The organism is Candidatus Azobacteroides pseudotrichonymphae genomovar. CFP2, from assembly GCF_000010645.1.
In the GTDB taxonomy this organism is placed as follows: domain Bacteria; phylum Bacteroidota; class Bacteroidia; order Bacteroidales; family Azobacteroidaceae; genus Azobacteroides; species Azobacteroides pseudotrichonymphae.
In genome coordinates this window covers 187428-212501 of the sequence record NC_011565.1, presented here as the reverse complement: position 1 = coordinate 212501, position 25074 = coordinate 187428, and the positions used below count along the sequence as shown (strand labels likewise).

Annotated in this window: 17 protein-coding genes, 1 tRNA gene and 2 rRNA genes; 10 read left to right on the top strand and 10 right to left on the bottom strand. The window is 33.9% G+C overall.

Translation table 11 applies throughout. From position 1 onward, the window contains the following. Positions 1–16: 16 nt before the first annotated feature. The 6 genes from CFPG_RS00940 to gltX form a co-directional block, all read right to left on the bottom strand. Positions 17–853, bottom strand: a complete 837-nt coding sequence (locus CFPG_RS00940; protein ID WP_012573193.1) for an FAD/NAD(P)-binding protein — start codon at positions 851–853, stop codon at positions 17–19. Between the two features lie 556 nt (positions 854–1409). Next, on the bottom strand, positions 1410–3248 hold the full coding sequence (yidC, locus tag CFPG_RS00935) for a membrane protein insertase YidC (RefSeq protein WP_012573192.1): 1839 nt from the start codon (positions 3246–3248) through the stop codon (positions 1410–1412). 128 nt (positions 3249–3376) lie between these two features. After that, positions 3377–4981 carry a CTP synthase gene (locus tag CFPG_RS00930; RefSeq protein WP_041572490.1) on the bottom strand — a complete coding sequence of 535 codons (1605 nt, stop codon included), beginning with the start codon at positions 4979–4981 and terminating at the stop codon, positions 3377–3379. A gap of 462 nt (positions 4982–5443) precedes the next feature. Further along, entirely contained in the window at positions 5444–5857 is a 414-nt protein-coding gene (locus tag CFPG_RS00925) for a glycoside hydrolase family 73 protein (protein WP_050720663.1), read from the bottom strand. Positions 5858–6083: 226 nt separating this feature from the next. After that, entirely contained in the window at positions 6084–6635 is a 552-nt protein-coding gene (locus CFPG_RS00920) for an NADH peroxidase (protein ID WP_012573190.1), read from the bottom strand. Positions 6636–7164: 529 nt separating this feature from the next. After that, on the bottom strand, positions 7165–8649 hold the full coding sequence (gene gltX / locus CFPG_RS00915) for a glutamate--tRNA ligase (protein WP_012573189.1): 1485 nt from the start codon (positions 8647–8649) through the stop codon (positions 7165–7167). 91 nt (positions 8650–8740) lie between these two features. Here gltX and yajC point away from each other — a divergent pair, with 91 nt between their 5' ends. From yajC to fmt, 8 genes are all read left to right on the top strand, one after another. After that, positions 8741–9079: a preprotein translocase subunit YajC gene (yajC, locus tag CFPG_RS00910; protein ID WP_012573188.1), complete on the top strand. Its 339-nt coding sequence runs from the start codon at positions 8741–8743 to the stop codon at positions 9077–9079. Positions 9080–9560: 481 nt separating this feature from the next. Further along, positions 9561–9686: a hypothetical protein gene (locus CFPG_RS05440; RefSeq protein ID WP_265348020.1), complete on the top strand. Its 126-nt coding sequence runs from the start codon at positions 9561–9563 to the stop codon at positions 9684–9686. Between the two features lie 319 nt (positions 9687–10005). After that, a complete protein-coding gene (gene coaE / locus CFPG_RS00905) occupies positions 10006–10590 on the top strand; it encodes a dephospho-CoA kinase (protein WP_012573187.1) in 585 nt (194 codons plus the stop codon). Between the two features lie 12 nt (positions 10591–10602). Then, on the top strand, positions 10603–11043 hold the full coding sequence (locus CFPG_RS00900) for a DUF5606 family protein (protein ID WP_265348019.1): 441 nt from the start codon (positions 10603–10605) through the stop codon (positions 11041–11043). 121 nt (positions 11044–11164) lie between these two features. Continuing rightward, entirely contained in the window at positions 11165–12391 is a 1227-nt protein-coding gene (locus CFPG_RS00895; protein ID WP_012573185.1) for a sigma-54 interaction domain-containing protein, read from the top strand. Between the two features lie 531 nt (positions 12392–12922). Next, positions 12923–15818: ribosomal RNA gene (locus CFPG_RS00890) — 23S ribosomal RNA — on the top strand. A 90-nt stretch (positions 15819–15908) separates the two neighbouring features. Continuing rightward, positions 15909–16017: ribosomal RNA gene (gene rrf, locus CFPG_RS00885) — 5S ribosomal RNA — on the top strand. A gap of 339 nt (positions 16018–16356) precedes the next feature. Continuing rightward, entirely contained in the window at positions 16357–17331 is a 975-nt protein-coding gene (gene fmt, locus CFPG_RS00880; protein WP_012573184.1) for a methionyl-tRNA formyltransferase, read from the top strand. A gap of 24 nt (positions 17332–17355) precedes the next feature. On the opposite strand, the gene CFPG_RS00875 is transcribed toward fmt, so the two are convergent. The 4 genes from CFPG_RS00875 to CFPG_RS00860 form a co-directional block, all read right to left on the bottom strand. Further along, positions 17356–17889 carry a nitroreductase family protein gene (locus CFPG_RS00875; RefSeq protein WP_012573183.1) on the bottom strand — a complete coding sequence of 178 codons (534 nt, stop codon included), beginning with the start codon at positions 17887–17889 and terminating at the stop codon, positions 17356–17358. A gap of 20 nt (positions 17890–17909) precedes the next feature. Further along, positions 17910–19103, bottom strand: coding sequence for an acetate kinase (locus CFPG_RS00870; protein WP_012573182.1), 1194 nt, complete (start codon positions 19101–19103; stop codon positions 17910–17912). 80 nt (positions 19104–19183) lie between these two features. Next, positions 19184–19270: transfer RNA gene (locus CFPG_RS00865), tRNA-Ser, on the bottom strand. A gap of 1278 nt (positions 19271–20548) precedes the next feature. Next, positions 20549–22096 (bottom strand): glycine--tRNA ligase, encoded by a 1548-nt coding sequence (locus CFPG_RS00860; protein WP_012573181.1) that lies wholly within the window; start codon positions 22094–22096, stop codon positions 20549–20551. 222 nt (positions 22097–22318) lie between these two features. On the opposite strand from CFPG_RS00860, the gene lon reads away from it, so the two are divergent. Further along, complete coding sequence (gene lon, locus CFPG_RS00855) at positions 22319–24667, top strand: endopeptidase La (protein WP_265348051.1); 2349 nt, start codon at positions 22319–22321, stop codon at positions 24665–24667. 58 nt (positions 24668–24725) lie between these two features. Further along, positions 24726–25052: an aspartate 1-decarboxylase gene (panD, locus tag CFPG_RS00850; protein WP_012573179.1), complete on the top strand. Its 327-nt coding sequence runs from the start codon at positions 24726–24728 to the stop codon at positions 25050–25052. Positions 25053–25074 lie beyond the last annotated feature (22 nt).

Here is a 25074-nt window from a genome sequence, read left to right as displayed (position 1 = left end):
TTTTGTGTGTTGCTATTTAGTACTCATCAGGCAATGTTGCCAGTTGCGCTGCTGTAAAAACTGGACCATCTTTACAGACATAAAATTTACCCACATTACACCTCCCACATTTACCAAAACCACATTTCATGCGATTTTCAAGTGTTGTGAAGATATTATCATTGGAAAAATCTAATTCTTTCAGTACTGAGAAAGTATTTTTAATCATAATGGGAGGTCCGCAAACAATGGCAATGGTATTTTTGGAACAAGGGGATATTTTTTCAACAATAGATGGAATGAATCCAATATTTTCTTGCCATGTTAGTGTTTCTCCTCCTGGATCTACGGTTAAGTATAAATGAATATCTACACGGTTTTTCCATTTTTCCAATTCGTATTTATAAACATAGTCACCCGCTGTTTTTGCACCATAAAAGATGCTGATATCATTATAGTCTGCTCGATTGTCTAAGCACGTCCAAATGACACTACGTATGGGAGGTAAAGCAATCCCTCCAGCAATGAATACTAAATTTTTGCCCTTCCATTCATCTATGGGGAATACATTTCCATAAGGCCCTCTAGTCCCGATAATTGCTCCTTCTTCTAAATTTGCCAATGCTGTTGTTACTCTGCCTACTTGTCGGAAAGTACATTCTATGTAATCTTTTCTGGTATGAGGTGAGGCAATGCAAAAAGTTACTTCTCCTTCTCCAAATACAGAGTATTCAGCAAATTGCCCTGTCTTGAAAGAAAATTTATTCCTTTCCTTTTCATCGTTAAATTTTAAACGAAAAGTTTTTATTCCTGGTGCTTCTTGGATGATTTTATCAATAGTTACCAAATAAGGCAAATAGATATTTCTGTCCATGAGTTTGTAGATGTAATTTTTTTTACATTTTTTCGTAAATGTAATCTTTTCACAAGTAAATTGTGTCTTGTGAAGACAAAGTGAGCGTCTAGTCAATTTAATATTCTGTTTTTCCCTAATTCTTTCCCAATCAGAACGAGGTATGCAGAGGCATTTACTACTTGTTTTTTCATAATTGAAAGTTATTAACTTAGCTCTGAATTATTGGTCTAATAACTTTTTATTAGCATTAGTGTAGTGCTTTTTAGAGATTGTATTGTTCTTATTTTTTAATAGATTTTTATTCCACTGATTCATTTGATATTTACTTTATAATCAATTACCTTGTCTTTGAATAGTATCTTTTTTATTATTTTGATTTATTTCTTAAATAGAAGCTATTCGAATGACAAACAGAAACAGATAAATGTTAGTCTTATTTGTTTTTTTATTATATCAGACTTGAGACTCAATGAATCTTCAAATCAAAAGAAAAATATTATTCTCGAATCCCTCAATGGAAGTAAGAGACAGAAAGGAAAGTTAAAAATCTTCTTAGAAAGAGACAAACGAAAAATCACCTTTTTCTTTTCTTTTTTAATAATTCTTGTTGTTTTCGTTGAAATTCTTCTAAACGATCCATAAAACCAAATTTTTTCTTAACAAGTTTTGATTTTTTTTTGTTAGCCTCTAATTTAGCAAGTAGATTTAGTTCGTTAACTAATCCGCGAAAAATGATTGTTTGCATGATGGTTATCAACGTAGAAATCAAATAATAATAATTTAATCCTGCAGGATATGAATTGAGAAAGAAAAACATTACTACTGGCATAAAATACATCGTTAACTTCATTCCCGGGAATTGTTCTTGTCCAATATTTTGTTGATACATTGTATTATATCTTGTATTCAAAATTGTAGCTAGTGACATTAACAAGCAAAATAAACTAATATGATTACCCAAAAATCGAGGAATAAAAGGTATATCTGTGCTCCATTGAATCAATGTATCATAAGTAGATAAATCATTTGCCCAGAGGAAACTTTGATGTCTTAATCCAATAGCTGAGGGGAAGAACATAAACAAAGCAATCAGAAAAGGCATTTGCAATAGTATTGGGAAACAACCTGTCATGGGATTGACACCTACTTGGCGATATAATTCCATTGTTTTTTGCTGTCTGATCAAGGCCTTTTCTTGCCCCGAATATTTAATATTGATATTTTCTACTTGTGGTTTAAGTACACGCATTTTTGCAGAAGATATAAACGACTTATAAGTTAATGGGAAAAGAGCAATTTTGATAATCAATGTTAAAATCAAGATTGCCAATCCCAAATTAACATTTTCTCCGTTTGTTAACCAATTGAATATGGGAATAATAAGGCATTTATTAATCGCGCGAAAGAGACTCCATCCTAGTGGAACAAGTTTCTCTAGTTCGAGATTTTGTTCCTTCAATTTTGTTTTGTCATAACTTTTTAGTAGGGAATAGTCATTCGGACCAAAATAAAAGTTAAATTTTATTGGTTCTATATTTGCAATATTATATGGAATACTTGTCGAAGTGCTATATTCTTTTATATATGCTCCATATGTTAGATATTTTGAATCCAATTTTGCTGATTCAAAATTACTATGGACAATAAACACAGAGGAAAAGAATTGATCTTTATATCCTATCCATTTTAATTTGTTAGGAACGTTTCTGACATCATCTTTAGTCTCTCGCAATTGTTCTATATCATCAGTTAAAAATTTATAAGTTAATCTGGCGTAACGTTCTTCAAATTTTCGACCTTTTTCCTGTTGCCTTATTTTTTGCATCCATTGAATATTCAATGTATGCATAGAATGTGAAAGTTCCGTTTGGATATTATGTGATACAAGTTTCCAGTCCACCATGTAATCATCGGGATGAAGAGTATAAACAAAATCTATGTATCTATTCTTTCCTGCGTTTAGTCGTAGAATAGTTTCTAATTCGGAATTAGAAACTATTTCAAAGTAAAAATCCTCCGAATTAAGTACTTTATTGTTTGAAGAAATGAAAATAATATTAAATGCAGACTCATCCCCTTCAAACAAATATAACGGTTCATTCTTGTAGTTTGTATATTTTTTTAGTCGTACCGAATAGATACGGCCACCTTTAGTACTCAATTTGATTTCCATCAAAGCATTCTGTATAGTCACGAATGTTTCTGTTCCCTTTGTTGAGGCGGCAAAATTTCCATAAATATCACTTGACTGAATTTCACTTATAGGATTAGAAAATTCTTTTTTCACACTATTTGCCGACATAGGAGGATTTTTTTCCAGTTGCTCTTGAATCGGACGATTATGGTTTAAATAAGCAAATCCAAAGAGCACCCAAAAGATAAGTATAAATCCAATAATAGTATTTTTATCCATATAATATATTTGTATTAATATATATAGGGCAAAGTCCCTATTCGGCTAAATTACGAAAAATGAAGGCCTTTATAGAAAAACCATATGGAGTTGTTATTCATATCTCCATAAAAATGTATATAAAACTCTCAAAGAGTTGAAGAAATAGAAGCTCTTATGAAGCTCATAAATAAAGGATTGGGATTTACCACTGTACTATTATATTCCGGATGAAATTGTGTCCCTATATACCACTTTAATCGAGGAATTTCTACTATCTCCACTAAATTAGTGTCAGGATTAGTCCCACTACATTTCATTCCGTTTTTTTCAAAAATTTCTTTATATGCACCATTGAATTCATAACGATGACGATGACGTTCTCTTACTTGGTCAGCCTTATAAATTTTTATAACTTTTGAACCCTTTTCCAATCTACATTCGTAAGTCCCTAATCGCATGGAACCACCCATAATTGTTAACTGTTTTTGTTCTTCCATCAAATCTATTACTTTGTTCGAAGTAGTCGTATCCATTTCACTAGAATTAGCATCGGCTAACCCTAATACATTCCGTGCAAATTCAATAATCATACATTGCATTCCTAAACAGATTCCAAAAGTAGGTTTATTGTTTTCTCGTGCGTATTTCAATGCAGTAAGTTTTCCTTCAATACCACGTCGTCCAAAGCCTGGAGCAATTATTATCCCATTTATATTTAATAATTGTTTACTTACATTGGATTCATTAATTTTTTCGGAATGGATAAAAAGCAAGTTTAACTTGTATTTATGATAAGTAGCTGCCTGAAGCAGGGATTCATTAATAGACTTGTAAGCATCAGGCAGTTCAGCATATTTACCTATAACTCCTATTGTTACAGTTTGCTCCACCATTCTCATATTTTCAAGAAAATGCTTCCAAAATGTCAAATCCGGTTCCCCTTCATCAGACATTTTTACTTTTCGAAGAATAATTTTGTCCAGCTTTTGTTCAGCTAACATAATTGGCACCTCGTAAATACTAGGAACGTCATATGATTGAATAACAGCATTCTCATCCACATTACAAAATAACGCTACTTTGCGACAAATATTGTTGGCTAATTTTTTCTCAGTGCGAAGTATAAGAATACTCGGTTGGACCCCTTGCTCTTGAAGCGATTTGACAGAATGTTGAGTTGGTTTTGTTTTCAATTCTCTAGATGCAGCAATATAAGGCACATAGGTTAAATGAATACATAAACAATTTTTCCCTAATTCCCATACTAATTGGCGTACACTTTCTATAAAGGGTAATGATTCAATATCACCCACTGTTCCTCCAATTTCTGTAATTACAAAATTATATTCACCTGTTTTTCCTAATATCATGACATTACGTTTGATTTCATCTGTGATATGTGGAACAACTTGAACAGTTTTGCCTAAAAAATCGCCTTTTCGTTCTCTATTGATTACATTTTGATAAACACAACCCGCAGTAACATTATTTGCTCTACTTGTTGGTATATTCAAAAAGCGCTCATAATGTCCCAAATCTAAATCTGTCTCACAGCCATCGCCGGTTACATAACATTCGCCATGTTCATAAGGATTGAGTGTACCTGGGTCAATATTGATATATGGGTCAAATTTTTGTATTGTAACTTTATATCCTCTTCCTTGCAAAAGTTTACCTATCGATGCTGCAACAATTCCTTTGCCTAAGGATGAAATCACACCTCCCGTGATGAAAATATACTTTGTTTCCAACTTGATCAAATAATCTTCTTTTTATAAAGACTCGTTCTTTTATTTAGTATGTCGTAACTGCAAAATACCCCTTCCCATTTCTACAGAAATACAGTAAAAACATCTCTTTCTTTTGTTAAAGATCCTGTTATATTTTTCTGGATATTGGGGTTAACTTAACAAGCAGTCCACTGCTTTTCTTTTTGAAAAAAACACCTAAAACAGGGAAGTTTACAGCCTTTCACTTTTTATTTTCTAAATAAAAACATATCCGTTATCTCTTATATTTATATTTCTCTCTTATATCTTGTATATTAACGGAGAGGTGACTTCATTATGTAATATCCAACCATTTTTAACATTTGTACTTTTTACATACCATCACATGGATATCTCTTTATAAGTTATAAGCATCCATTTATCTTCCGATTACAACGCATAGAAAACTCATTGTAATTGGGAAAGAGGTTTTTGTATTTCGTTTTATTCTGTACTTTTCTCAATTTCATCAAATTGATAGAGTTTGTAATCTACTATCAGTTTGATTAGTTTATCAGCATAAAATTTATCTGTAGCATAACCACAGCTCTGCAGCTTTCTTGCCCAACCTGTATAGTCGCGTATATCCAACATGAACAATGAAGAATAGCGTTCTTTGTACAAAAAAGATGAATAGTCCTCAAATGAATCTTCAACTTTTTCATATTTTCTAAAACATCCATTTTCTTCATCGGAAAGAAAATAACATTCGCCTATCCAGTCTGAGTGGCATTTAATGCCAAAATGGTTATTAGCTTCTTTAGCCAATTGGCTTCCTCCAGCTCCACTTTCCAACAATCCTTGAGCTAAGACAATACTTGCTGGGATTTTATATTTGCACATCAGTTCAATTGCCATATTATGATAATTATCTATATAGTCTAAACAATCTTTATTGTAGCCTTGGGCTAATAAAAAACCGGGGGATGATAAAAAAAAATAAGGCTTCCACCATATAATAGTAAATATATTCTCATATTTATTTAGAAATCCTAGCTTCCTATTTTATAGAATTTTATAGAAACCATCAAAACAGTCTGGGATCATTTCCCAGACTGTTCGAAGAACATCGCGTCACACTTCATTAATGGAAATAACGATGATACAATCCTTCGAATACTCGTCCATGACGAGCTTCGTCTCTTGCCATTTCATGTACAGTATCGTGGATAGCATCCAAATTATGTTGTTTTGCCAAGGTAGCAATACGTTTTTTATCTGCACAAGCTCCTTTTTCGGCCTCCATCCGCTTTTTCAAATTCTCCTTTGTATTCACAACTACTTCCCCCAACAACTCAGCAAACTTCGCAGCATGTTCAGCCTCTTCCCATGCAACACGCTTGTATGCTTCTGCGATTTCTGGAAGACCTTCACGATCAGCTTGGCGACTCATTGCTAGATACATACCCACTTCCGTACATTCTCCTGTAAAATGAGCTTTCAGTCCCTTTAAGATTTCAACATCCACGCCTTTTGCAATACCCAAACAGTGTTCATCTACGAACTGTAGTCTCCCATCTTTTTCTTCCATTTTTTCGAACTTATCTCGGGGCTGCCCACATTGCGGGCAAAATTCAGGGACTTCCTCTCCTTCATGAACATAGCCACAAACAACACAAATCCATTTCGTTTTCATTTTTTTAATTTAAAATTTAGTTGTTATTACATAAATAATACTAATTAATCTCATCACAGAGCAAAGATATAATAATATTTTTTTTAAAAAATGTTTCGTAGCTAAAAATTTTGTTTGGATAACTTGTATTTTTTCGTGTAAAACATTAGAGAGATGTTTATTCTTCTTATTCTTCCACGTATATTGCCTGCTTACGCGGCCCAATCTTAGCTACCGCTTTATACTTTATATATAAAGCTATAAACTTTTCTATGAAACTCTCTATTCTGTAAATAGCATTCATCAATACTATCGTAGTGGTGTTTTTCTTTTTTTGTGATTTAACAAAAATTGATAAAAAAATTAAGTAATAGTAAATCAACTCCTAGAAATAAAAAATACGATTCAGAATGTACTCATCGTGTCATTTTTTATACCTAACTTTCTAGTATATCTACTCTTTATACTTTCAAAAAAAATCGATAAATCTTTCTATGTATCTATATTTTAATATGAAGAAATGCATCGCATATCTGATCATTATAAATCATTAGCGTAATACTTGAATAGCTTTTTTTATCCTTATGATAACTTCTTCTTTCCCTAATATTTCTATGATATGGAAAATACCCGGTCCCTTTGCAGTGCCTACCAGAGCCAGTCTACAAGCATTCATGATATTGCTTGGATGATAACCTTTATTATTAATCCAGCCCCTTATAGTTTTTTCTACAATTTGTAAAGAAAAATTAGTAATGGTTGCTAGTAATTCAGATAATTCTGTCAGTTGTATAGGACTTTCTGCTCTCCATCGTTTTTGGACAATCTTTTCATCATAAGTGTTAGGCGCAACGAAAAAGAAAGCTGTTTCATACCAAAGGTCTCTGATAGAGCTTATACGTCCTTTAACCATTCCAATTACTTCTGTTATTTTTTTGAAGTCTTGTTTTTCAAGCTTTTTAGAATAAAAATGGAAAAATAATTCGGCTATTTCTTTATCAGATTTTTTCTGAATATACTGGTGATTGAACCATTCGACTTTTTTATAGTCAAACTTCGCTCCATTTTTACTACACTTTTTCAGCGAAAACAATACTGATAGTTCGTCAATAGAAAAAAATTCTTGTTCACTACCTGGATTCCAGCCTAACAAGGCTAAAAAATTGATAAGGGCTTCAGGTAAATAGCCATCTTCGCGGTATCCAGAAATACTTTTTCCAGTTTTGGAATCTGTCCATTGCAGAGGGAATATGGGGAATCCAAAACGTTCACCATCTCTTTTACTTAATTTCCCTTTCCCATCGGGCTTTAATAATAAGGGTAAATGGGCAAACACAGGCATTTTTTCTCCCCATCCAAAATATTGATAGAGAATGATATGGAGTGGGGTGGAGGATAACCATTCTTCACCCCGAATAACATGAGTAATTTTCATCAAATGATCATCTACAATATTTGCCAAATGATAAGTTGGAAGGTTGTCAGACGATTTATAAAGTACTTTATCGTCCAAAGTAGAGGAACTGATACTCATTTCCCCTCGGATTAAGTCATTCACTATGATTGTTTGGTTAGGATCAATCTTGATGCGTACTACGTATTGATTGCTATTAGCAATTCTTTTCTTTGTTTCTTCTTTAGACAAAGTCAGTGAATTATTCATTGTCATGCGGGTAATAGCATCGTATTGAAAATTAGGGATATTGCGTCGTTTAGCTTCTAATTCTTCGGGCGTATCAAAAGCGATGTAAGCCAAATTTTTGTTTAATAATTCATCCACATATTCTTTATATATTGCTTTTCGTTCTGATTGTCGATACGGACCTTCATCAAAGGTGATTCCTAACCATTTGAATGTTTCAATGATATACTCTTCTGCACCAGGGATAAACCGTGTAGAGTCAGTATCCTCAATTCGTAGGATGAAATCACCATGATACTTTTTAGCAAATAAATAATTGTATAAAGCTGTCCGAATACTTCCGATATGTAGTGGCCCTGTAGGACTAGGGGCGAAACGAACCCGTGCCTTCATAAAAAAGTTATTTTATACAAATGTATTAATTTTCATTATTTCGATAATAATAATTATCTTCGGTAAAATTTAAAATTATTATTATAACGGTATGGCGTTAATATATATTCTATTGCAAGCGACTTCGGTTGGAAGTAGTTATAGTGGGTTAATAATGATTGTTTTGATATTTATAATCATGTATTTTTTTATGATTCGTCCGCAACAGAAACAGAGAAAAAGAGTCGAAGAACAAAGAGCCTCATTGAAAGAAGGAGATAAGGTAGTGATATCGGGAGGGATACATGGTAAATTGAAGAAGGTCAATGATACATCTTGTATAATTGAAATTGCTGAAATGGTAAAAGTTGAAGTAGATAAACTTTCAGTATTTGCTTGTAATGATGTTGCATCTGTCAAGCCTGCTAATCAGATGGCTCATACGAAATAGCTTCAGATCCATTCCGACAAATGGAGAAGTATGGAAAATCTTCTCAAGGTGTCGAAAAATCGCAATTAAAGAAACATTATCTTAAAAAAGTGTTAAAACGCTTTTTTAAGATGTAAGAGCAGATAAGGGAACAAAAGAAATTTTGTCTTGTGGATTTTATTTAGTAGAAAACCAATACATTTTGCGTGTAAAAAAATTATGATTTTATGAAGGCATTGGAATAAATTGTTACTTAGTTTGACTCATCTTACACTGGTTAGTAAATAGTAAATAGTAAATAGTAAATAGTAAATTCTATTCTAAATACTAAATTCTATAAATAAATTCTATAAATAATAGAGGAATGTACTAAAGGATGATTTTATTGGGATAATAAAATCATCGATGATAAAGATAACATAAATGAATTGATATCACAAAGTGATAATGCTTGCTTTATTTTTCAGGACACATAATGCTAGGACTGTCGTGGGAAACGGAGATGAAGACGAATTGGTTCTTTGTATTGCAGGGGTACGAAGATGAAAATCGAACAAATTATACAGAGATAAAAAAAGGACAGAACGAGATGGAAGAAACGGATGGGATGGAATTTATATTTAAATAAGAAAAACTGTTATAATAACTTCTAATGAAAAATATTCTTGGTACGAGAGTGTCCTATTCCTTAGGAATACTATTTACCAATACATTTCTCAATGAGATTGTATAGAATGGATGACAATGTAATATCAAAATTATATCTATAAAAATCAAAATTCCTTTCAGAATGAGGAATCTACTTCGAAAGAGAGATGAAGAGAGATGATGCAATTTTTTCTAATTCTGTTAATACGATAAATAATTTCCAGTCAATCATATTTTTTTGGGAAAATGTGGATTGTTTTTAACAAGTATGTATACATATCTCGAATTTTGGTAATCCTATGAGGATATTGGGTATAACTGGAGGTATTGGGAGTGGGAAATCAGTTGTTGCCAGGGTATTTGAAACAATGGGAATTCCTGTTTATAATACTGATCTTGCTTCTAAGGAAATAAGCAATTCATCTCAAACTGTAAGGGAACAATTGTCTGATAAATTTGGAGAAACGATTTATAAAGAGGGTTTACTAGATAGAACCATGCTTGCTTTGTTAGTTTTCAGTAAACCTGAGTACTTGAAATTTGTTAATTCAGTGATTCATCCTAAAGTGTTGTTTAATTTCCTTAAATGGAAGGAACAACATACAGAAAAGTTATTTATAGGAATTGAAACAGCAGTTTTGTTTGAATCTGGCTTTGATAAATGGGTAGATGTGAGCATTAATATTTTTGCACCTATAGAATTAAGAATCCAGCGAGTGCAAAAGAGGGAGGGATTAGATAAGAGAGTTATTTTAAATCGAATAAACAATCAATGCCTTGATAGAGAAAGAATTCACAAGGCTGATTATACTATTGTCAATGATAACCAGCAAGCTGTTTTGTCTCAAATAGAAAATTTGATTGCAAAATTGCAAAGATGTTAATTCATTATCGTAATGAAAACAAATATAATCTACAACTTTATGTTGGAAGAAATTTTGTTCGTTTCTGGTAAGCCTGGACTTTTCAGATTAGTTTCGAAAGGGAAAAATATATTTATTGTAGAATCTTTGCTGACACACAAAAAAATGCCTGTATTTATGCAAGATAAGGTGACCCCGTTGGATAAAATCACTGTATATACAGAGTCCAATGAAGTTCCACTTTCATCTATTTTATCGAAAATTAGTGAAAAAGAAGAGGGTCATGAGATTGACTCTAAAATGATTGATTCGGATAACGAAGTATTAAATAGTTATTTTAGCAGGATACTTCCTGATTATGACAAAAGACTTGTTTATCCATCCCATATAAAGAAAATATTATCATGGTATAATCTTTTGGTTAAAGAAAAGCTAGTGGTTTTTGTAGAAAAAAATGAAGCAGACAAAAACTAATTGAAATAATAGTGTAGAATAAGATTGTTGTAGTCCGAATTTTAATTTGTCTTTTGTAATATTTATCAGACATGCGTAGAAGAATAATTAATAAAGAGAAAATTATTATTATCATCTAATAATGGCAATCACAGAAGTTCAGCAGGTTAAACAGCGATTTGGCATTATTGGCAATAGTTCTTTATTTAATTGTGAAATAGAGAAAGCTTTGTTGATTGCTCCTGTAGATTTGACTGTATTAATTACAGGAGAGAGTGGAGTAGGTAAAGAAGTTTTTCCACAAATTATTCATCAAAATAGCATGCGAAAGCATGGACCATATATTGTGGTCAATTGTGGAGCAATTCCAGAAGGAACTATTGATTCTGAATTGTTCGGTCACGAAAAAGGTTCGTTTACAGGAGCTTTAGCTGAGAGAAAAGGATATTTTGAAGTGGCCAACCAAGGAACAATATTTTTAGATGAAGTGGGTGAATTGCCAATAGCTACCCAGGTTCGTCTATTACGTGTATTAGAGTATGGTGAATTTATCAAAGTAGGTTCATCTAAAGTGCAGAAAACAGATGTTCGTATTATTGCTGCTACGAATGTAGATTTGTTGAGGGCAATCAAAAAAGGAAGATTCAGGGAAGATTTATACTATCGTTTGAATACTATTCCCATCAAAATTCCCTCCTTGAGAGAAAGACAAAATGATATTTATTTGCTTTTTCGTAAGTTTGCGAGTGATTTTGCAGAGAAATATCGGATGCCTGTAATAAATTTGACAGATAAGGCGAAGGAAATTTTGATGGAGTATCGTTGGACGGGTAATATTCGTGAATTGAAAAATATTACAGAACGGATGTCTATTTTTGAGAGGGAAAGAGAAATAGATGAAGAACATTTAAAAACTTATCTTGTTTCTTCTGATATGGAGCAGCTGCCTGCAATTATTTCTTCTAGTTTTGATTCAAAGTCATTCACTAATGAACGCGAGATTTTGTATCAAATTTTATTTGATATGCGAAGAGAAATTAATGAATTGAAGAGAAATATTTCTGAATTATTAAACAATGTAAGTACCAGAGTTCAATCTTCACAGCAGTCGCATGGGATATCTTCTTATCCAGTGATAGATAATAAAGAATATATTCCTGTCGTACAAAAAGAATTGCGGTATCAGTATGCTGATGAAATTTCCGAAGAGAAAGAACCTGAACAAGCTTTTTCTTTGGAAAAGATTGAAAAAGAAATGATAATAAAAGTATTAAAAAGAAATAAGGGAAATCGTCGTAATGCTGCTCAGGAACTTGGAATATCAGAGAGAACGTTATATAGAAAAATTAAAGAGTATGGTATGGAATGAGAATAAATAGTTTATAAAACCTGGAGGATACAAAAATATTTAATACCCATTAGAGGTTGTATTATTGTTTTTTCATATTCTTTTCAAAGAAATTACGATAGTAATATAAATGATAAATGAGTTTTCCCTTAAAGTGAGTGTTCTGCTTATAATATAGCAATAGTAAATTTGGTAAATCGTGAATATTTTCTTACGTATTTAGTTTATTCCCATTAATTAATTGCTAATTATCAGTTGGTTGCTATAGGAAACACTGGATTATAGTATAATTTTTATCATTTTTTTGATTTATTAAAAGGTATTTTATCTACCTTTGGCCACGTCATTACGATGCAATGGTGAGTCATTGGGTAATGTTGTTTTAGAAAGTTCTTTGACATATTGATAAAGCGAGGATTATGAGGAAAAGGTTAGGGCTTTATTTTGAGTTTTTATTGTGTTTGAAGATTTTGAGGTATTGTGGGATTGGTGTATATGTCTGTAAAATACAATGAAATTTGACAGTAAGACCTAGGCGAAGAAATAGAAGAAAGATAAGTAAATAAGGGCAGGCGGTGGATGCCTTGGCTCTCGGAGGCGAAGAAGGACGTGATAAGCTGCGAAAAGCTGGGGTTAGGTGCAAATAACTGATTGAACCTCAGATATCCGAATGGGGCAACCTGTCAGGCGTTATTGTCTGACATCTCGAAAGGGAAGCAAACCCGGGGAACTGAAACATCTAAGTACCTGGAGGAAGAGAAAACAATAGTGATTACGTAAGTAGTGGCGAGCGAAAGCGTAAGAGCCCAAACTGGTTGTGTTTAGGCATGACCAGGGTTATAGGACTACATAATGGGGCAAGATGTCGTTAAAGTAGAAATATCTGGAAAGATATATCATAGAAGGTGATAATCCTGTATACGACTTAGCGATGAAGCTTAGTAGTATCCTGAGTAACACGGGACACGAGAAATCTTGTGTGAATTGGCGGGGACCATCCCGTAAGGCTAAATACTCCCGAGAGACCGATAGTGGACTAGTACCGCGAGGGAAAGGTGAAAAGAACCTTGAATAAAGGAGTGAAATAGATTCTGAAACCGTCTGCCTACAAGCGGTCGGAGCATAATTATGTTATGTGACGGCGTGCCTTTTGCATAATGAACCTACGAGTTACTTTTGTTGGCAAGGTTAAGTATTTAAGATATGTAGCCGAAGCGAAAGCGAGTCTGAATAAGGGCGTATTAGTCAGCAGGAGTAGACGCGAAACCGAGTGATCTACCCTTGAGCAGATTGAAGGTTAGGTAATACTAATTGGAGGATCGAACCGGTGAATGTTGAAAAATTTTCGGATGACTTAAGGGTAGGGGTGAAAGGCTAATCAAACTCGGAGATAGCTCGTACTCCCCGAAATGCATTTAGGTGCAGCCTTGATTAATTGTTTATATGAGGTAGAGCGACTGATTAGATGCGAGGGTTTCATCGCCTATCAAGTCTAGATAAACTCCGAATGCGTATAAATATAGATCAGGAGTGAGGGCATGGGTGCTAAGGTCCATGTCCGAGAGGAGAAGAATCCAGACCATCGACTAAGGTCCCTAAATATATGCTTAGTTGTATTTAACGAAGTCTAATTACATAGACAGCTAGGATGTTGGCTTGGAAGCAGCCATTCATTTAAAGAGTGCGTAACAGCTCACTAGTTGAGTGATTGGGCGTGGATAATAATCGGGCATAAGTATATTACCGAAGTTGTGGAATTGCAGTTTTAACTGTAATTGGTAGGGGAGCATTCCAATTGCGTAGAAGGTGTTGGGTGACTGGTGCTGGAGCGATTGGAAAAGCAAATGTAGGTATAAGTAACGATAATGCAGGTGAGAAACCTGCACGCCGAAAGATTAAGGTTTCCTGATCAACGTTAATCGGATCAGGGTAAGTCGGGACCTAAGGGTAAGCCGAAAGGTGAAACCGATGGATGAACCGGTTAATATTCCGGTACTGCTTAAATGAGGGAAGCAGAGACGAAGGAGTGAAACTTCTGCCAGCTGACGGAATAGCTGGTTGAAGGGTGTAGATGTGGATTACAGTAGGCAAATCCGCTGTAAGAGTCGAACCTGATAGTACCGTGAGTGCATGCACAAACGGATAAGAAGGTAATCATACTTCCAAGAAAAACTGCTACTGTTAATTGTTTAGGTACTCGTACTGTAAACCGACACAGGTGATTGAGTAGAATATACTAAGGCGCTCGAGTGATTCATGGTTAAGGAATTAGGCAAAATGGTCCTGTAACTTCGGGAGAAAGGACGCCTATTGAAAAGTAGGTTGCAGAGAATAGGAGAAGGCGACTGTTTAGCAAAAACACATGGCTGTGCGAAATTGAAAGATGAAGTATACAGCCTGACACCTGCCCGGTGCCGGAAGGTTAAAAGGAGATGTTATCGGAAGAGAAGCATTGAATTGAAGCCCCGGTAAACGGCGGCCGTAACTATAACGGTCCTAAGGTAGCGAAATTCCTTGTCGGGTAAGTTCCGACCTGCACGAATGGTGTAACGATCTTCTCACTGTCTCAACCATGAGCTCGGTGAAATTGTAGTATCGGTGAAGATGCCGATTACCCGCAACGGGACGAAAAGACCCCGTGAACCTTTACTATAGCTTTACATTGGATTTGTATAATTGATGTGTAGGATAGGCCGGAGACTGTGAAGCAGGCACGCTAGTGTCAGTGGAGTCGACGTTGAAATACGGCCCTTGGATTGTTTGAATCCTAACTTGCAATAGCAAGGACATTGTATGGTGGGTAGTTTGACTGGGGTGGTCGCCTCCAAAAGTGTAACGGAGGCTTCTAAAGGTGTGCTCAGAACGATTGGTAACCGTTCGTAGAGTGTAATGGCATAAGCACGCTTGACTGAGAGACAGACAGGTCGATCAGGTAGGAAACTAGAGCATAGTGATCCGGTGGTTCCGCATGGAAGGGCCATCGCTCAAAGGATAAAAGGTACTCCGGGGATAACAGGCTGATCATTCCCAAGAGCTCATATCGACGGAATGGTTTGGCACCTCGATGTCGGCTCGTCACATCCTGGGGCTGGAGAAGGTCCCAAGGGTTGGGCTGTTCGCCCATTAAAGTGGCACGCGAGCTGGGTTCAGAACGTCGTGAGACAGTTCGGTCTCTATCTGTTGTGGGCGTGGGAAATTTGAGGAGAGCTGACACTAGTACGAGAGGACCGTGTCGGACAGACCGCTGGTATACCAGTTGTTTCGCCAGAAGCATCGCTGGGTAGCTATGTCTGGATATAAGATAAGTGCTGAAAGCATCTAAGTACGAAGCCATCTCCAAGATTAGATTTCCATTAGGGTCGTCGGAGACTACGACGTAGATAGGCTGTAGGTGTAAAGATGGTAACATCATAGCCGAGCAGTACTAATTACCCGAATGCTTATCTGATTTATTTTTGATTATGCAAAAATAACTAAGTTCAGTCCTATCTTAATTCTTGTTTTATCACATATGTTAATCGTATATACAATTAAAGATCTTGGTGGTTAAAACGTCGGGGGTCCACCTCTTCCCATTCCGAACAGAGAAGTTAAGCCCGATTGTGCTGATGGTACTGCGATTGCGGGAGAGTAAGTAGCTGCCATTTTTTTTAATTCTTTTTGGTCTGAATGTTGTTATATCCTCTTTTAGAATTCACAGCAAACATTAAATCTGCTTTTTTTAATTAAAATATTTTTTTCAACTGTATGATACAGTCATTAACAGTGATAGGAATTGGAATAGTAGTTGTGCTTTGTATATTAAAAAAATTATTCAAGAGCTTTTCAAATAAAAAAGTAAAAAATAATCGTTGTGCAGATTGTCTGAATTGTGTTTTTTTCCCAAAAAAAGATGATCTTTTCGGAAAGTAACCGATATTATTTATAGTATAGCAAAACCTAAGATGGTTTGCTATAAATTAAAAGACTTATTATAAATAATAAGTATGACTGCAAGTAAAGCACGAATTGTATTCATGGGTACGCCTGATTTCGCTGTTGCAAGCTTAGATGCCCTAATTGGGGAAGGATACAATGTAGTTGGTGTGGTCACTATTCCAGATAAATCTATAGGAAAGCATCAAAGTATACCACAATTTTCTCCAATTAAACAATATGCTTTATCTCATGAGATACCATTACTTCAACCTAAAAAGTTGAAAGATCCAGATTTTTTAAAAAGTTTAAAAGCATGGAATACTGATTTACAAGTTGTAGTTTCATTTCGTTTGCTTCCAGAAGTTGTTTGGAATATGCCTAGTTTAGGGACATTCAATTTACATGCATCTTTATTACCTCAATATCGAGGTGCTGCACCTATTAATTGGGCCATTATTAATGGAGAGAAGGAGACTGGTGTTACAACTTTTTTTCTCGATTATGAAATTGATACAGGAAAAATTATTGCTCAAGAGTGTATTCCTATTAAGGAAACCGATAATGCTGGAACTATTCATGATGAGTTGATGTACCTTGGAGCAAAGCTCGTTGTCAAAACAACAAATGATATTTTGAGTGGTACAGTGAAATTAATTTCGCAAGATGAGACAAATTTAGGTAAGCAAAAATTAAAAATAGCTCCCAAAATTTTTAGGGAAGTTTGCAAAATTGATTGGAATAAAACAACTCGAGAAATACATAATTTTATACGAGGACTATCGCCTTACCCAGGTGCATGGACAGAGCTAACTTGTGTCAAAGGAATGACATTCCCTTTTAAGATATTTGAAACTGAAAAAGCCGATTGTCATGATTATTCTTTACCTGTTGGTACTATAGTCTCGGATAAAAAAGTATATATAGATGTGCGTACAAAAGATGGTTTTATTAGATTGAGAAACGTTCAACTGGCAGGAAAAAAGAGAATGCCCGTGACTGATTTTTTAAAAGGGAACGCATATTTATTGTCATTACATTTTTAATAAAATAAAAACACACAAAATACTTCACCAATTACCAATGTGGAGCTTTTCCCACTGCAATTTTTCTTCATCATGTGATTTGATTTCTTTGGCTTTATATCCAATAGAAATGATGCATTCTACACATAAATGCAAAGGGATATTTAGTAAATTTCTAATATATTGTTCGGAACTATGGCCATTTGCCGTTTTGCGTTCCCTGACATGTATCCAACAACTTCCCAACTTCAAGTCTTCTACTTGAAGTTGAATATAAGATGCAGCAATTGCTGCATCTTCGATATATGCTTCACTTTGTGAAGGATCACTCAAAACTATAATTGCTAAAGCACAATTCGCAATGAATGCCGCTCCAGATGCTTTACAAGCTGACAAATTTTTCAACATTTCCTCGTTCTCTACCAAAATAAATTGCCATGGGCGACTGTTTTTTGACGTGGGAGACATCAAAGCAACTTTTATAATTTGTTTTTTCACTTCGGGAGACAATATTCTCTTTTTAGTATTATAATCTCTTATACTCCTTCGTTTTTCTACTAATTTTGCAAAATAATTCATAGATATATAAATTAATTTTATTAACTCAACAAACTCAATGTATCTAAAGCAATCATGAATTCCTCGTCAGTAGGGACGACCACCACTTTAACTTTAGAATCGGTTGTACTAATGATAGTTTCTTTCCCTCGTATATGATTCGTTGCTTCATCTATTTTTATTCCTATAAATTCCAATCCATCGCAAATTTTTTGACGAATTCTAAATTGATTTTCGCCTACGCCTCCTGTAAAGACTAGAATGTCTATCCCTTCTAAAGCAACTGTATAAGCCCCAATATATTTTTTAATTTTATAAGTGTAAATATCCGAAGTCAATATAGCTTTTTTATTCCCTATTTCAATAGCATCATCTATTTCTCTCATATCAGAAGATATACCAGAAGTTCCCAAAACGCCACTACATTTATTAATAATTGTAGATATAGCTGATGTCCCTATATTTTCCTTTTCCATAATATAGGTAAGAATTCCTGCATCTATATCTCCACAACGAGTACCCATTAATAAACCTTCTACTGGTGTCATACCCATAGAAGTGTCAACAGATATGCCATTTTTTATTGCTGTGACGGAAGCTCCGTTTCCTATGTGACAGGAAATAATTCGTTGTCTTTCGTAAGACATATATAGCATTTCACAAGCTCTTTTTGAGACATATCGATGACTTGTCCCATGAAATCCATAGCGCCGAATGGCATATTTTTCGTACAAAGAGTAGGGTAAACCATACATATAGGCAAAATCAGGCATTGTTTGGTGAAAAGCCGTATCAAAAACTCCTACTTGTGGAGTAGAGGGCATTAATTCTACCACAGCATAAATGCCGTTCAAATTAGGTGGGTTATGTAATGGTGCTAAATCAATACATTCTGTAATTTTTCTTATAACTTCATCATCTATTAAGACACTAGAATTGAATTTTTCACCTCCATGCACTACACGATGTCCCACTGCATCTATTTCAGAAAGCGATCGGATACATCCATATTTTTCACTTGTAATAACCCCTAAAATATATTCAACTCCCGTACGGTGTTCCAATATTTCTCCTTCAAGAATAACTTTTTTCCCATTAGGGAGTGTCAACTTTAAGAAAGAACCAGTTAACCCAATCTTTTCAACACCTCCTTGTGCTAAAATAGATTTAGCTTTCATATCAAACAATTTGTATTTAATAGACGAACTCCCGCAATTCAATACTAATATTTTCATTTTTTTTACATTAAAACAATTCTTTTTATCCACAATTATACTTAGAAGTAAAAAAACTATCCTTGATATTCTTGTCAGAGCGGAAGCGACGAGATTCGAACTCGTGGTACAGTTACCTGTACGACAGTTTAGCAAACTGTTGGTTTCAGCCACTCACCCACACTTCCATAACTTTCAAAGAGAATGTACGTATAAAATCATGAATGTAAAAGAATCTTTTTTATAGTTTATCAAAATTTCATACACTATTCTCTCTTATGAGCATAAGAGATATACCTTGTATATATAGACTTTTTTTTTCGAAAAGAGCATATTTCTACAATATCTCACATATAAATCTAGAAATATATCACTTATATTGTTGCTTTATTGTATTTGTTAATTAAACCTATTTTAGATAGAATTTTGGATATTTTTTAAATTGAATTTAAATTGAAAATAAGTATGAGATTCAGATGTATGCGAAACTACGATTGTTTATATCCCACAGTATTTAAATATAGTCATGCGTCTTCAAAAACTATGGGATCTAATTTGTTAGTTATCTAAACTAGTGGAGTATGTTCCTTGGAACATTTCTCTTAACACTTGTTTTGCTCAATTTATTTCTCATAAGTTATAATTTTGAATTCCATCCTTTAGGAGTAATTGTTATTTATGGTTTTGACATCTACTATAGTAGGTTATGTTTATTATCATCAAGTGTTTTCTCATATGAATTGTTTTTAGCAAAAAACTTTCCTTTAAAAACTTATCAATTTTTTTGCTAGTTTTAAGTCACTATTTTTTATGTCAGAGAGAGTATACAAGTTAATTTGAAAACGAGTATTATAGAGATGAAATATTCAGAAACTATATATCTATATAGCTATATAGATATATACTGTTGATAGGAGAAGGCTAAATAATAGCTTTTCTAGTAACGACAAAATATTTATCAGTTGAACAGATATTTCTCCAATATTTTTCTTCTTACAGCTGAAATATCATCTGAATAATCATTAATCAATAAAATTTATTCAAATAAATGGATTTTTATTTTCGTTGCTTATTTAGAAGTATATCAATTTATTTGTGATGAGTATTTTCGAGATGAAGTACTATGAGTATATGATACCAGTTTTGCTTTCTTTTAATATTACAACGATTTCATTTAACATAGATAATTCAGCGTTTGTTTTCGAAACAAGGTTCTCTTCTACTCAACATCCAACATCCAAATTCCAAATAGATTCCAATAAAAGGTTCAAGAACATTTAATGTGGAAAATACAATTGGAATAGTTTCATATAATAGGAACTGATTTTATCTGTTATCATTTGACTTTCTAAAGTCAAACTCAGCAAGTTGAATGTAGTAAATAGTAGGATATCTGATCTATAAAAATATCTATCAGATTTCCATATAGATTTTTAATTATATCCATTTTCATTTCTCCCATTAATTTATTTCATTATTTGTTTTAGTAGACTTTTTATATTTACCTTGTCAGCGATAACTTTTTGTAACCAGTCAATGGAAATATGTTCTTGTTCCATTGTATCACGAGAACGAATAGTTAGTTGATCGTGATCTAATGTATTCTGGTCTATAGTAGCACAATAAGGAGTACCAATAGCGTCTTGACGACGGTAGCGTTTCCCTATTGAATCTTTTTCATCATATTGACAACGAAAGCTAACTTTCAGTTGATCCATAATTTCTCGTGCTTTCTCCGGAAAACCATCTTTTCTCACCAAAGGTAAAATAGCTAGCTTAACGGGTGCAAGTGCAGGGGGAAGTTTCAAAACTACTCGAGAATCTTTCCCTTTCAAAATTTCTTTACAATAAGAACCTGCTAAAATACTCAAAAATATACGGTCTAAACCGATTGATGTTTCTATAACATAAGGTACATATGATTTATTAATATTAGGATCAAAAAACCGAATTTTTTTACCGGAATATTTCTCATGGTTATTCAAATCAAAATCAGTGCGGGAATGTATTCCCTCTACTTCTTTAAATCCAAATGGCATTTCAAATTCAATATCAGTGGCAGCATTTGCGTAATGTGCCAACCTATTATGGTCATGAAAACGATATTTATGATTTCCTAACCCCAATGCTTTGTGCCATTTCATGCGTATTTGTTTCCACCTTTCAAACCATTGAAATTCTTCGCCTGGACGAACAAAAAACTGCATTTCCATCTGCTCAAATTCACGCATACGGAAAATAAATTGCCTAGTAACAATCTCATTACGAAATGCTTTACCGATTTGTGCAATACCAAAAGGGATTTTCATACGTCCACTTTTTTGAACATTCAAAAAGTTTGCAAAAATACCTTGGGCCGTTTCTGGTCGTAGATAAATTTCCATTTTTGCATCCGCAGTAGAACCTATTTTCGTTGAAAACATCAGATTGAATCGACGTACATTTGTCCAGTTGTTAGTACCAGAAATTGGACAAACAATTCCATAATCGGTAATAATTTGATGTAACTCTTCCAAGTTATTCTTACTTGAGGCTTGGGCAAAACGAGTACACAATGCCTCTTTCTTACCTATATTTTCCAACACAAAAGGATTGGTTTTGCAAAATTTCTGCTTATCAAAAGCATCTCCAAAACATTTAGCAGCTCTTTCTATCTCTTTACTGATTTTATTATCATATTTGGCTATTTGCTCCTCAATCAGTAAATCGACTCTATACCTTCTTTTAGAATCTTTATTATCTATCAAAAGGTCATTGAAAGCATCTACATGTCCAGAAGCTTTCCATATTGTAGGATGCATAAAAATAGCAGCATCAATGCCGACTACATTTTCATTAAGTAAGGTCATACTATCCCACCAATATTGTTTGATGTTATTTTTCAATTCGACTCCATTTTGGCCATAGTCATAAACAGCCCCCAATCCATCATAGATTTCTGATGAAGGAAATACAAACCCATACTCTTTGCAATGAGAAACTAACTTTTTAAAAATATCTTCCCAATATGCCATTAGCTTATATTCTTTGGTGCATCAAAAATACAAAATAAACTGTTTTGCTGAAGACATATAGCATTTTAACCTCGAAATGCATACTTCAAAAAGTTTTGTGTAACTTTGAGAAGTTCTCTTGTTAGAGGAGTCAATATTCGTAATTTGATACAAAAATCCTTTTGGTAAATTGGTACCAACGAAAAGATAAATAGCAAAATGGAAGAGATAATTGCACCACCAATGAACATAATCGTTGAGAGAAAAGCTATTGACCCTGAAGATTTAATAAAGGAAAATCCCATCTTGCCTATAAAGAATATGATATTTTTCCCGGGCGTACCTACTCCAATTAGTGTAGCTCGCTCTAAATCGTTGAAATTAGTACAAGATGTTCAGAAGGCAAAAGGAATAGTAGGTGTTTTTTGTCAGAAAGATACTAATATAGATGATCCGAAATTCAATGATTTGTATTCAGTAGGACTGGTGGTTCAGATCATTAATGTGATAAAAGAAGTAAGCGAGGGTATTACAATTTTATTGATGGGAGTACATCGTGTACATTTAGAAGAAATTACAATGGAGGATCCTTATTTAAAAGGGAAGTTTTCTATTTTAAAAACTATTTATCCTTCTAAATCAGATAAAGAATTCAGGGAACAGCAGAAAGTTGTGAAAAATAAGTTGTTACATATTTTAACTTCTAAAATAGGCATACCCGATTTTGTAGTAAATTCTTTGAAACAATCAAAAGATTATGATTATTTAGCAAATTTAGCTTTCATTACGGTTGAGTCAAGCATGAAGAAAAAACAAGAAATCCTTGCTTGTGATGACCTGAAAGAACGTTATAATAAACTTCTTTCTTTATTAGAACAAGAATCACAATTAGTAGAAATAAAGGAGTCTATTCGTAAAAAAACACAGATGGATATTAACAGGCAGCAGAAAGAATATTTCCTTCAGCAAGAAATGAAAAATATTCAAGAAGCTTTGGGTGGAAATATTCACGATATTGAAATTAAAGAAATTAAAGAAAAGGCTACAAAAATCCATTTCACCTCTGAACAGCGTATAGTATTTGATAAGGAATTGAAAAAATTAGGGCTTTTGCATCCAAATTCTCCAGATTATTCTACACAGATGAATTATGTTCACAACATTCTATCCTTACCATGGAATGCCTATACTAAAGATAATTTCAATCTTGCTCGAGCAAAAAAGATATTAGATAAAGACCATTTCGGTTTAGAAAAAGTAAAAGATCGTATAATTGAACATTTAGCAGTTTTAAAGCTGAAAGGGGATATGAAATCTCCCATTATTTGTTTATATGGTCCGCCTGGAGTTGGCAAAACTTCCTTAGGAAAGTCTATTGCAAATGCTTTAGGTAGAAAATATTTCCGTATGTCATTGGGGGGATTACATGATGAAGCAGAGATAAGAGGACATCGTAGAACTTATATTGGAGCTATGCCTGGGCGAATTATTCAAGCTATTCAGAAAGCAGGGTCATCCAATCCAGTGATCATTCTAGATGAAATAGATAAAGTAGGGAATGATTACAAAGGCGATCCTAGTGCAGCATTGTTAGAAGTTCTAGATCCGGAACAAAATTTTGCTTTCCATGACAACTACCTCGGTATTGATTTTGATTTATCCAAAGTTTTGTTCATTGCTACAGCAAACTCATTATCTACTGTATCTCCACCATTGTTAGATCGAATGGAATTAATCAATGTAAGTGGCTATATCATGGAAGAAAAAGTAGAAATTGCCTTAAAACATCTTCTTCCAATGCAGTTAGAAAACCACGGTATTAGTAAGTTTCTATTCGATATTCCAAGAAAAACAATGGAAGCTATCATTGAGTTTTACACACACGAATCAGGAGTTAGAGAGTTAAACAAAAAAATTGCCAAAATTTTGAGGAAAGTTGCTCGAACAATTGCTGAGAATATCGATTATCCTAGAAAACTAGCAATAAAAAACCTGTTTGAATATCTTGGAGTTGTAGAATATTCTAAAGATAAATATGAGAGTAATGAGTATGCAGGGGTAGTTACAGGATTGGCATGGACAGCTGCTGGAGGTGAAATATTATTTATTGAAGCTGGTTTGAGCAAAGGGAAAGATGCGAAATTGTCATTGACTGGAAACCTTGGTGATGTAATGAAAGAATCAGCTATTCTAGCATTAGAATACATCAAAACGCATGCCTCCCAATTGGATATACCTGAGACTCTGGAAAACTGGAATATTCATATCCATATTCCTGAGGGGGCTATTCCTAAAGATGGTCCTAGTGCAGGAATTACCATGACTACAGCCTTGGTTTCAGCTTTTACTGGACGAAAGGTCAAATCTCATTTAGCAATGACTGGCGAAATGACTTTACGAGGCAAAGTTCTCCCTGTGGGTGGAATAAAGGAAAAAATATTGGCGGCCAAACGTGCTGGCATCAAAGAAATTGTTTTGAGTAAAGAAAACCAAAAACATGTGGAAGAGATCAATGATATCTACCTAACAGGGCTGGTATTTCATTATGTAAATGATATACGAGAAGTTTTAGATATTGCATTACTGTTCTAAGTTCTATCTAAATTTTCTTACATTCGTACCCTTATTTTACATTATTTACAATAATAGTATGTTAATTCAGATTCTAAAATCGAAATTACATAGACTTAGAATAACAGAAACAAATCTAAATTATATAGGTAGTATTTCTATTGATGAAGATTTAATGGATGCTTCCAATCTTATTGAAGGAGAAAAAGTGCAAGTTGTCAATAATAATAACGGTGAAAGGCTAGAAACCTATGTTATTAAAGGGAAACGAGGTTCGGGTATGGTTTGTTTGAATGGAGCAGCAGCACGAAAAGGCCAGCCTGGTGATATTATTATTGTTATTTCTTATGCCTTAATGGATTTTGAAGAAGCGAAACAATTTAAGCCGACTGTTGTCTTTTTTTAATATAGAAACTAATAGCCTTAAT

What these genes read in the sequence shown, in the direction of transcription:
- CFPG_RS00940 (WP_012573193.1), bottom strand. Translation starts at nt 853, where the DNA reads ATGGACAGAAATATCTATTTGCCTTATTTGGTAACTATTGATAAAATC.
- yidC (WP_012573192.1), bottom strand. Translation starts at nt 3,248, where the DNA reads ATGGATAAAAATACTATTATTGGATTTATACTTATCTTTTGGGTGCTC.
- CFPG_RS00925 (WP_050720663.1), bottom strand. Translation starts at nt 5,857, where the DNA reads ATGGCAATTGAACTGATGTGCAAATATAAAATCCCAGCAAGTATTGTC.
- CFPG_RS00920 (WP_012573190.1), bottom strand. Translation starts at nt 6,635, where the DNA reads ATGAAAACGAAATGGATTTGTGTTGTTTGTGGCTATGTTCATGAAGGA.
- gltX (WP_012573189.1), bottom strand. Translation starts at nt 8,649, where the DNA reads ATGAAGGCACGGGTTCGTTTCGCCCCTAGTCCTACAGGGCCACTACAT.
- yajC (WP_012573188.1), top strand. Translation starts at nt 8,741, where the DNA reads ATGGCGTTAATATATATTCTATTGCAAGCGACTTCGGTTGGAAGTAGT.
- CFPG_RS05440 (WP_265348020.1), top strand. Translation starts at nt 9,561, where the DNA reads ATGAAGACGAATTGGTTCTTTGTATTGCAGGGGTACGAAGATGAAAAT.
- coaE (WP_012573187.1), top strand. Translation starts at nt 10,006, where the DNA reads ATGAGGATATTGGGTATAACTGGAGGTATTGGGAGTGGGAAATCAGTT.
- CFPG_RS00900 (WP_265348019.1), top strand. Translation starts at nt 10,603, where the DNA reads ATGAAAACAAATATAATCTACAACTTTATGTTGGAAGAAATTTTGTTC.
- CFPG_RS00895 (WP_012573185.1), top strand. Translation starts at nt 11,165, where the DNA reads ATGGCAATCACAGAAGTTCAGCAGGTTAAACAGCGATTTGGCATTATT.
- fmt (WP_012573184.1), top strand. Translation starts at nt 16,357, where the DNA reads ATGACTGCAAGTAAAGCACGAATTGTATTCATGGGTACGCCTGATTTC.
- CFPG_RS00875 (WP_012573183.1), bottom strand. Translation starts at nt 17,889, where the DNA reads ATGAATTATTTTGCAAAATTAGTAGAAAAACGAAGGAGTATAAGAGAT.
- CFPG_RS00870 (WP_012573182.1), bottom strand. Translation starts at nt 19,103, where the DNA reads ATGAAAATATTAGTATTGAATTGCGGGAGTTCGTCTATTAAATACAAA.
- CFPG_RS00860 (WP_012573181.1), bottom strand. Translation starts at nt 22,096, where the DNA reads ATGGCATATTGGGAAGATATTTTTAAAAAGTTAGTTTCTCATTGCAAA.
- lon (WP_265348051.1), top strand. Translation starts at nt 22,319, where the DNA reads ATGAACATAATCGTTGAGAGAAAAGCTATTGACCCTGAAGATTTAATA.
- panD (WP_012573179.1), top strand. Translation starts at nt 24,726, where the DNA reads ATGTTAATTCAGATTCTAAAATCGAAATTACATAGACTTAGAATAACA.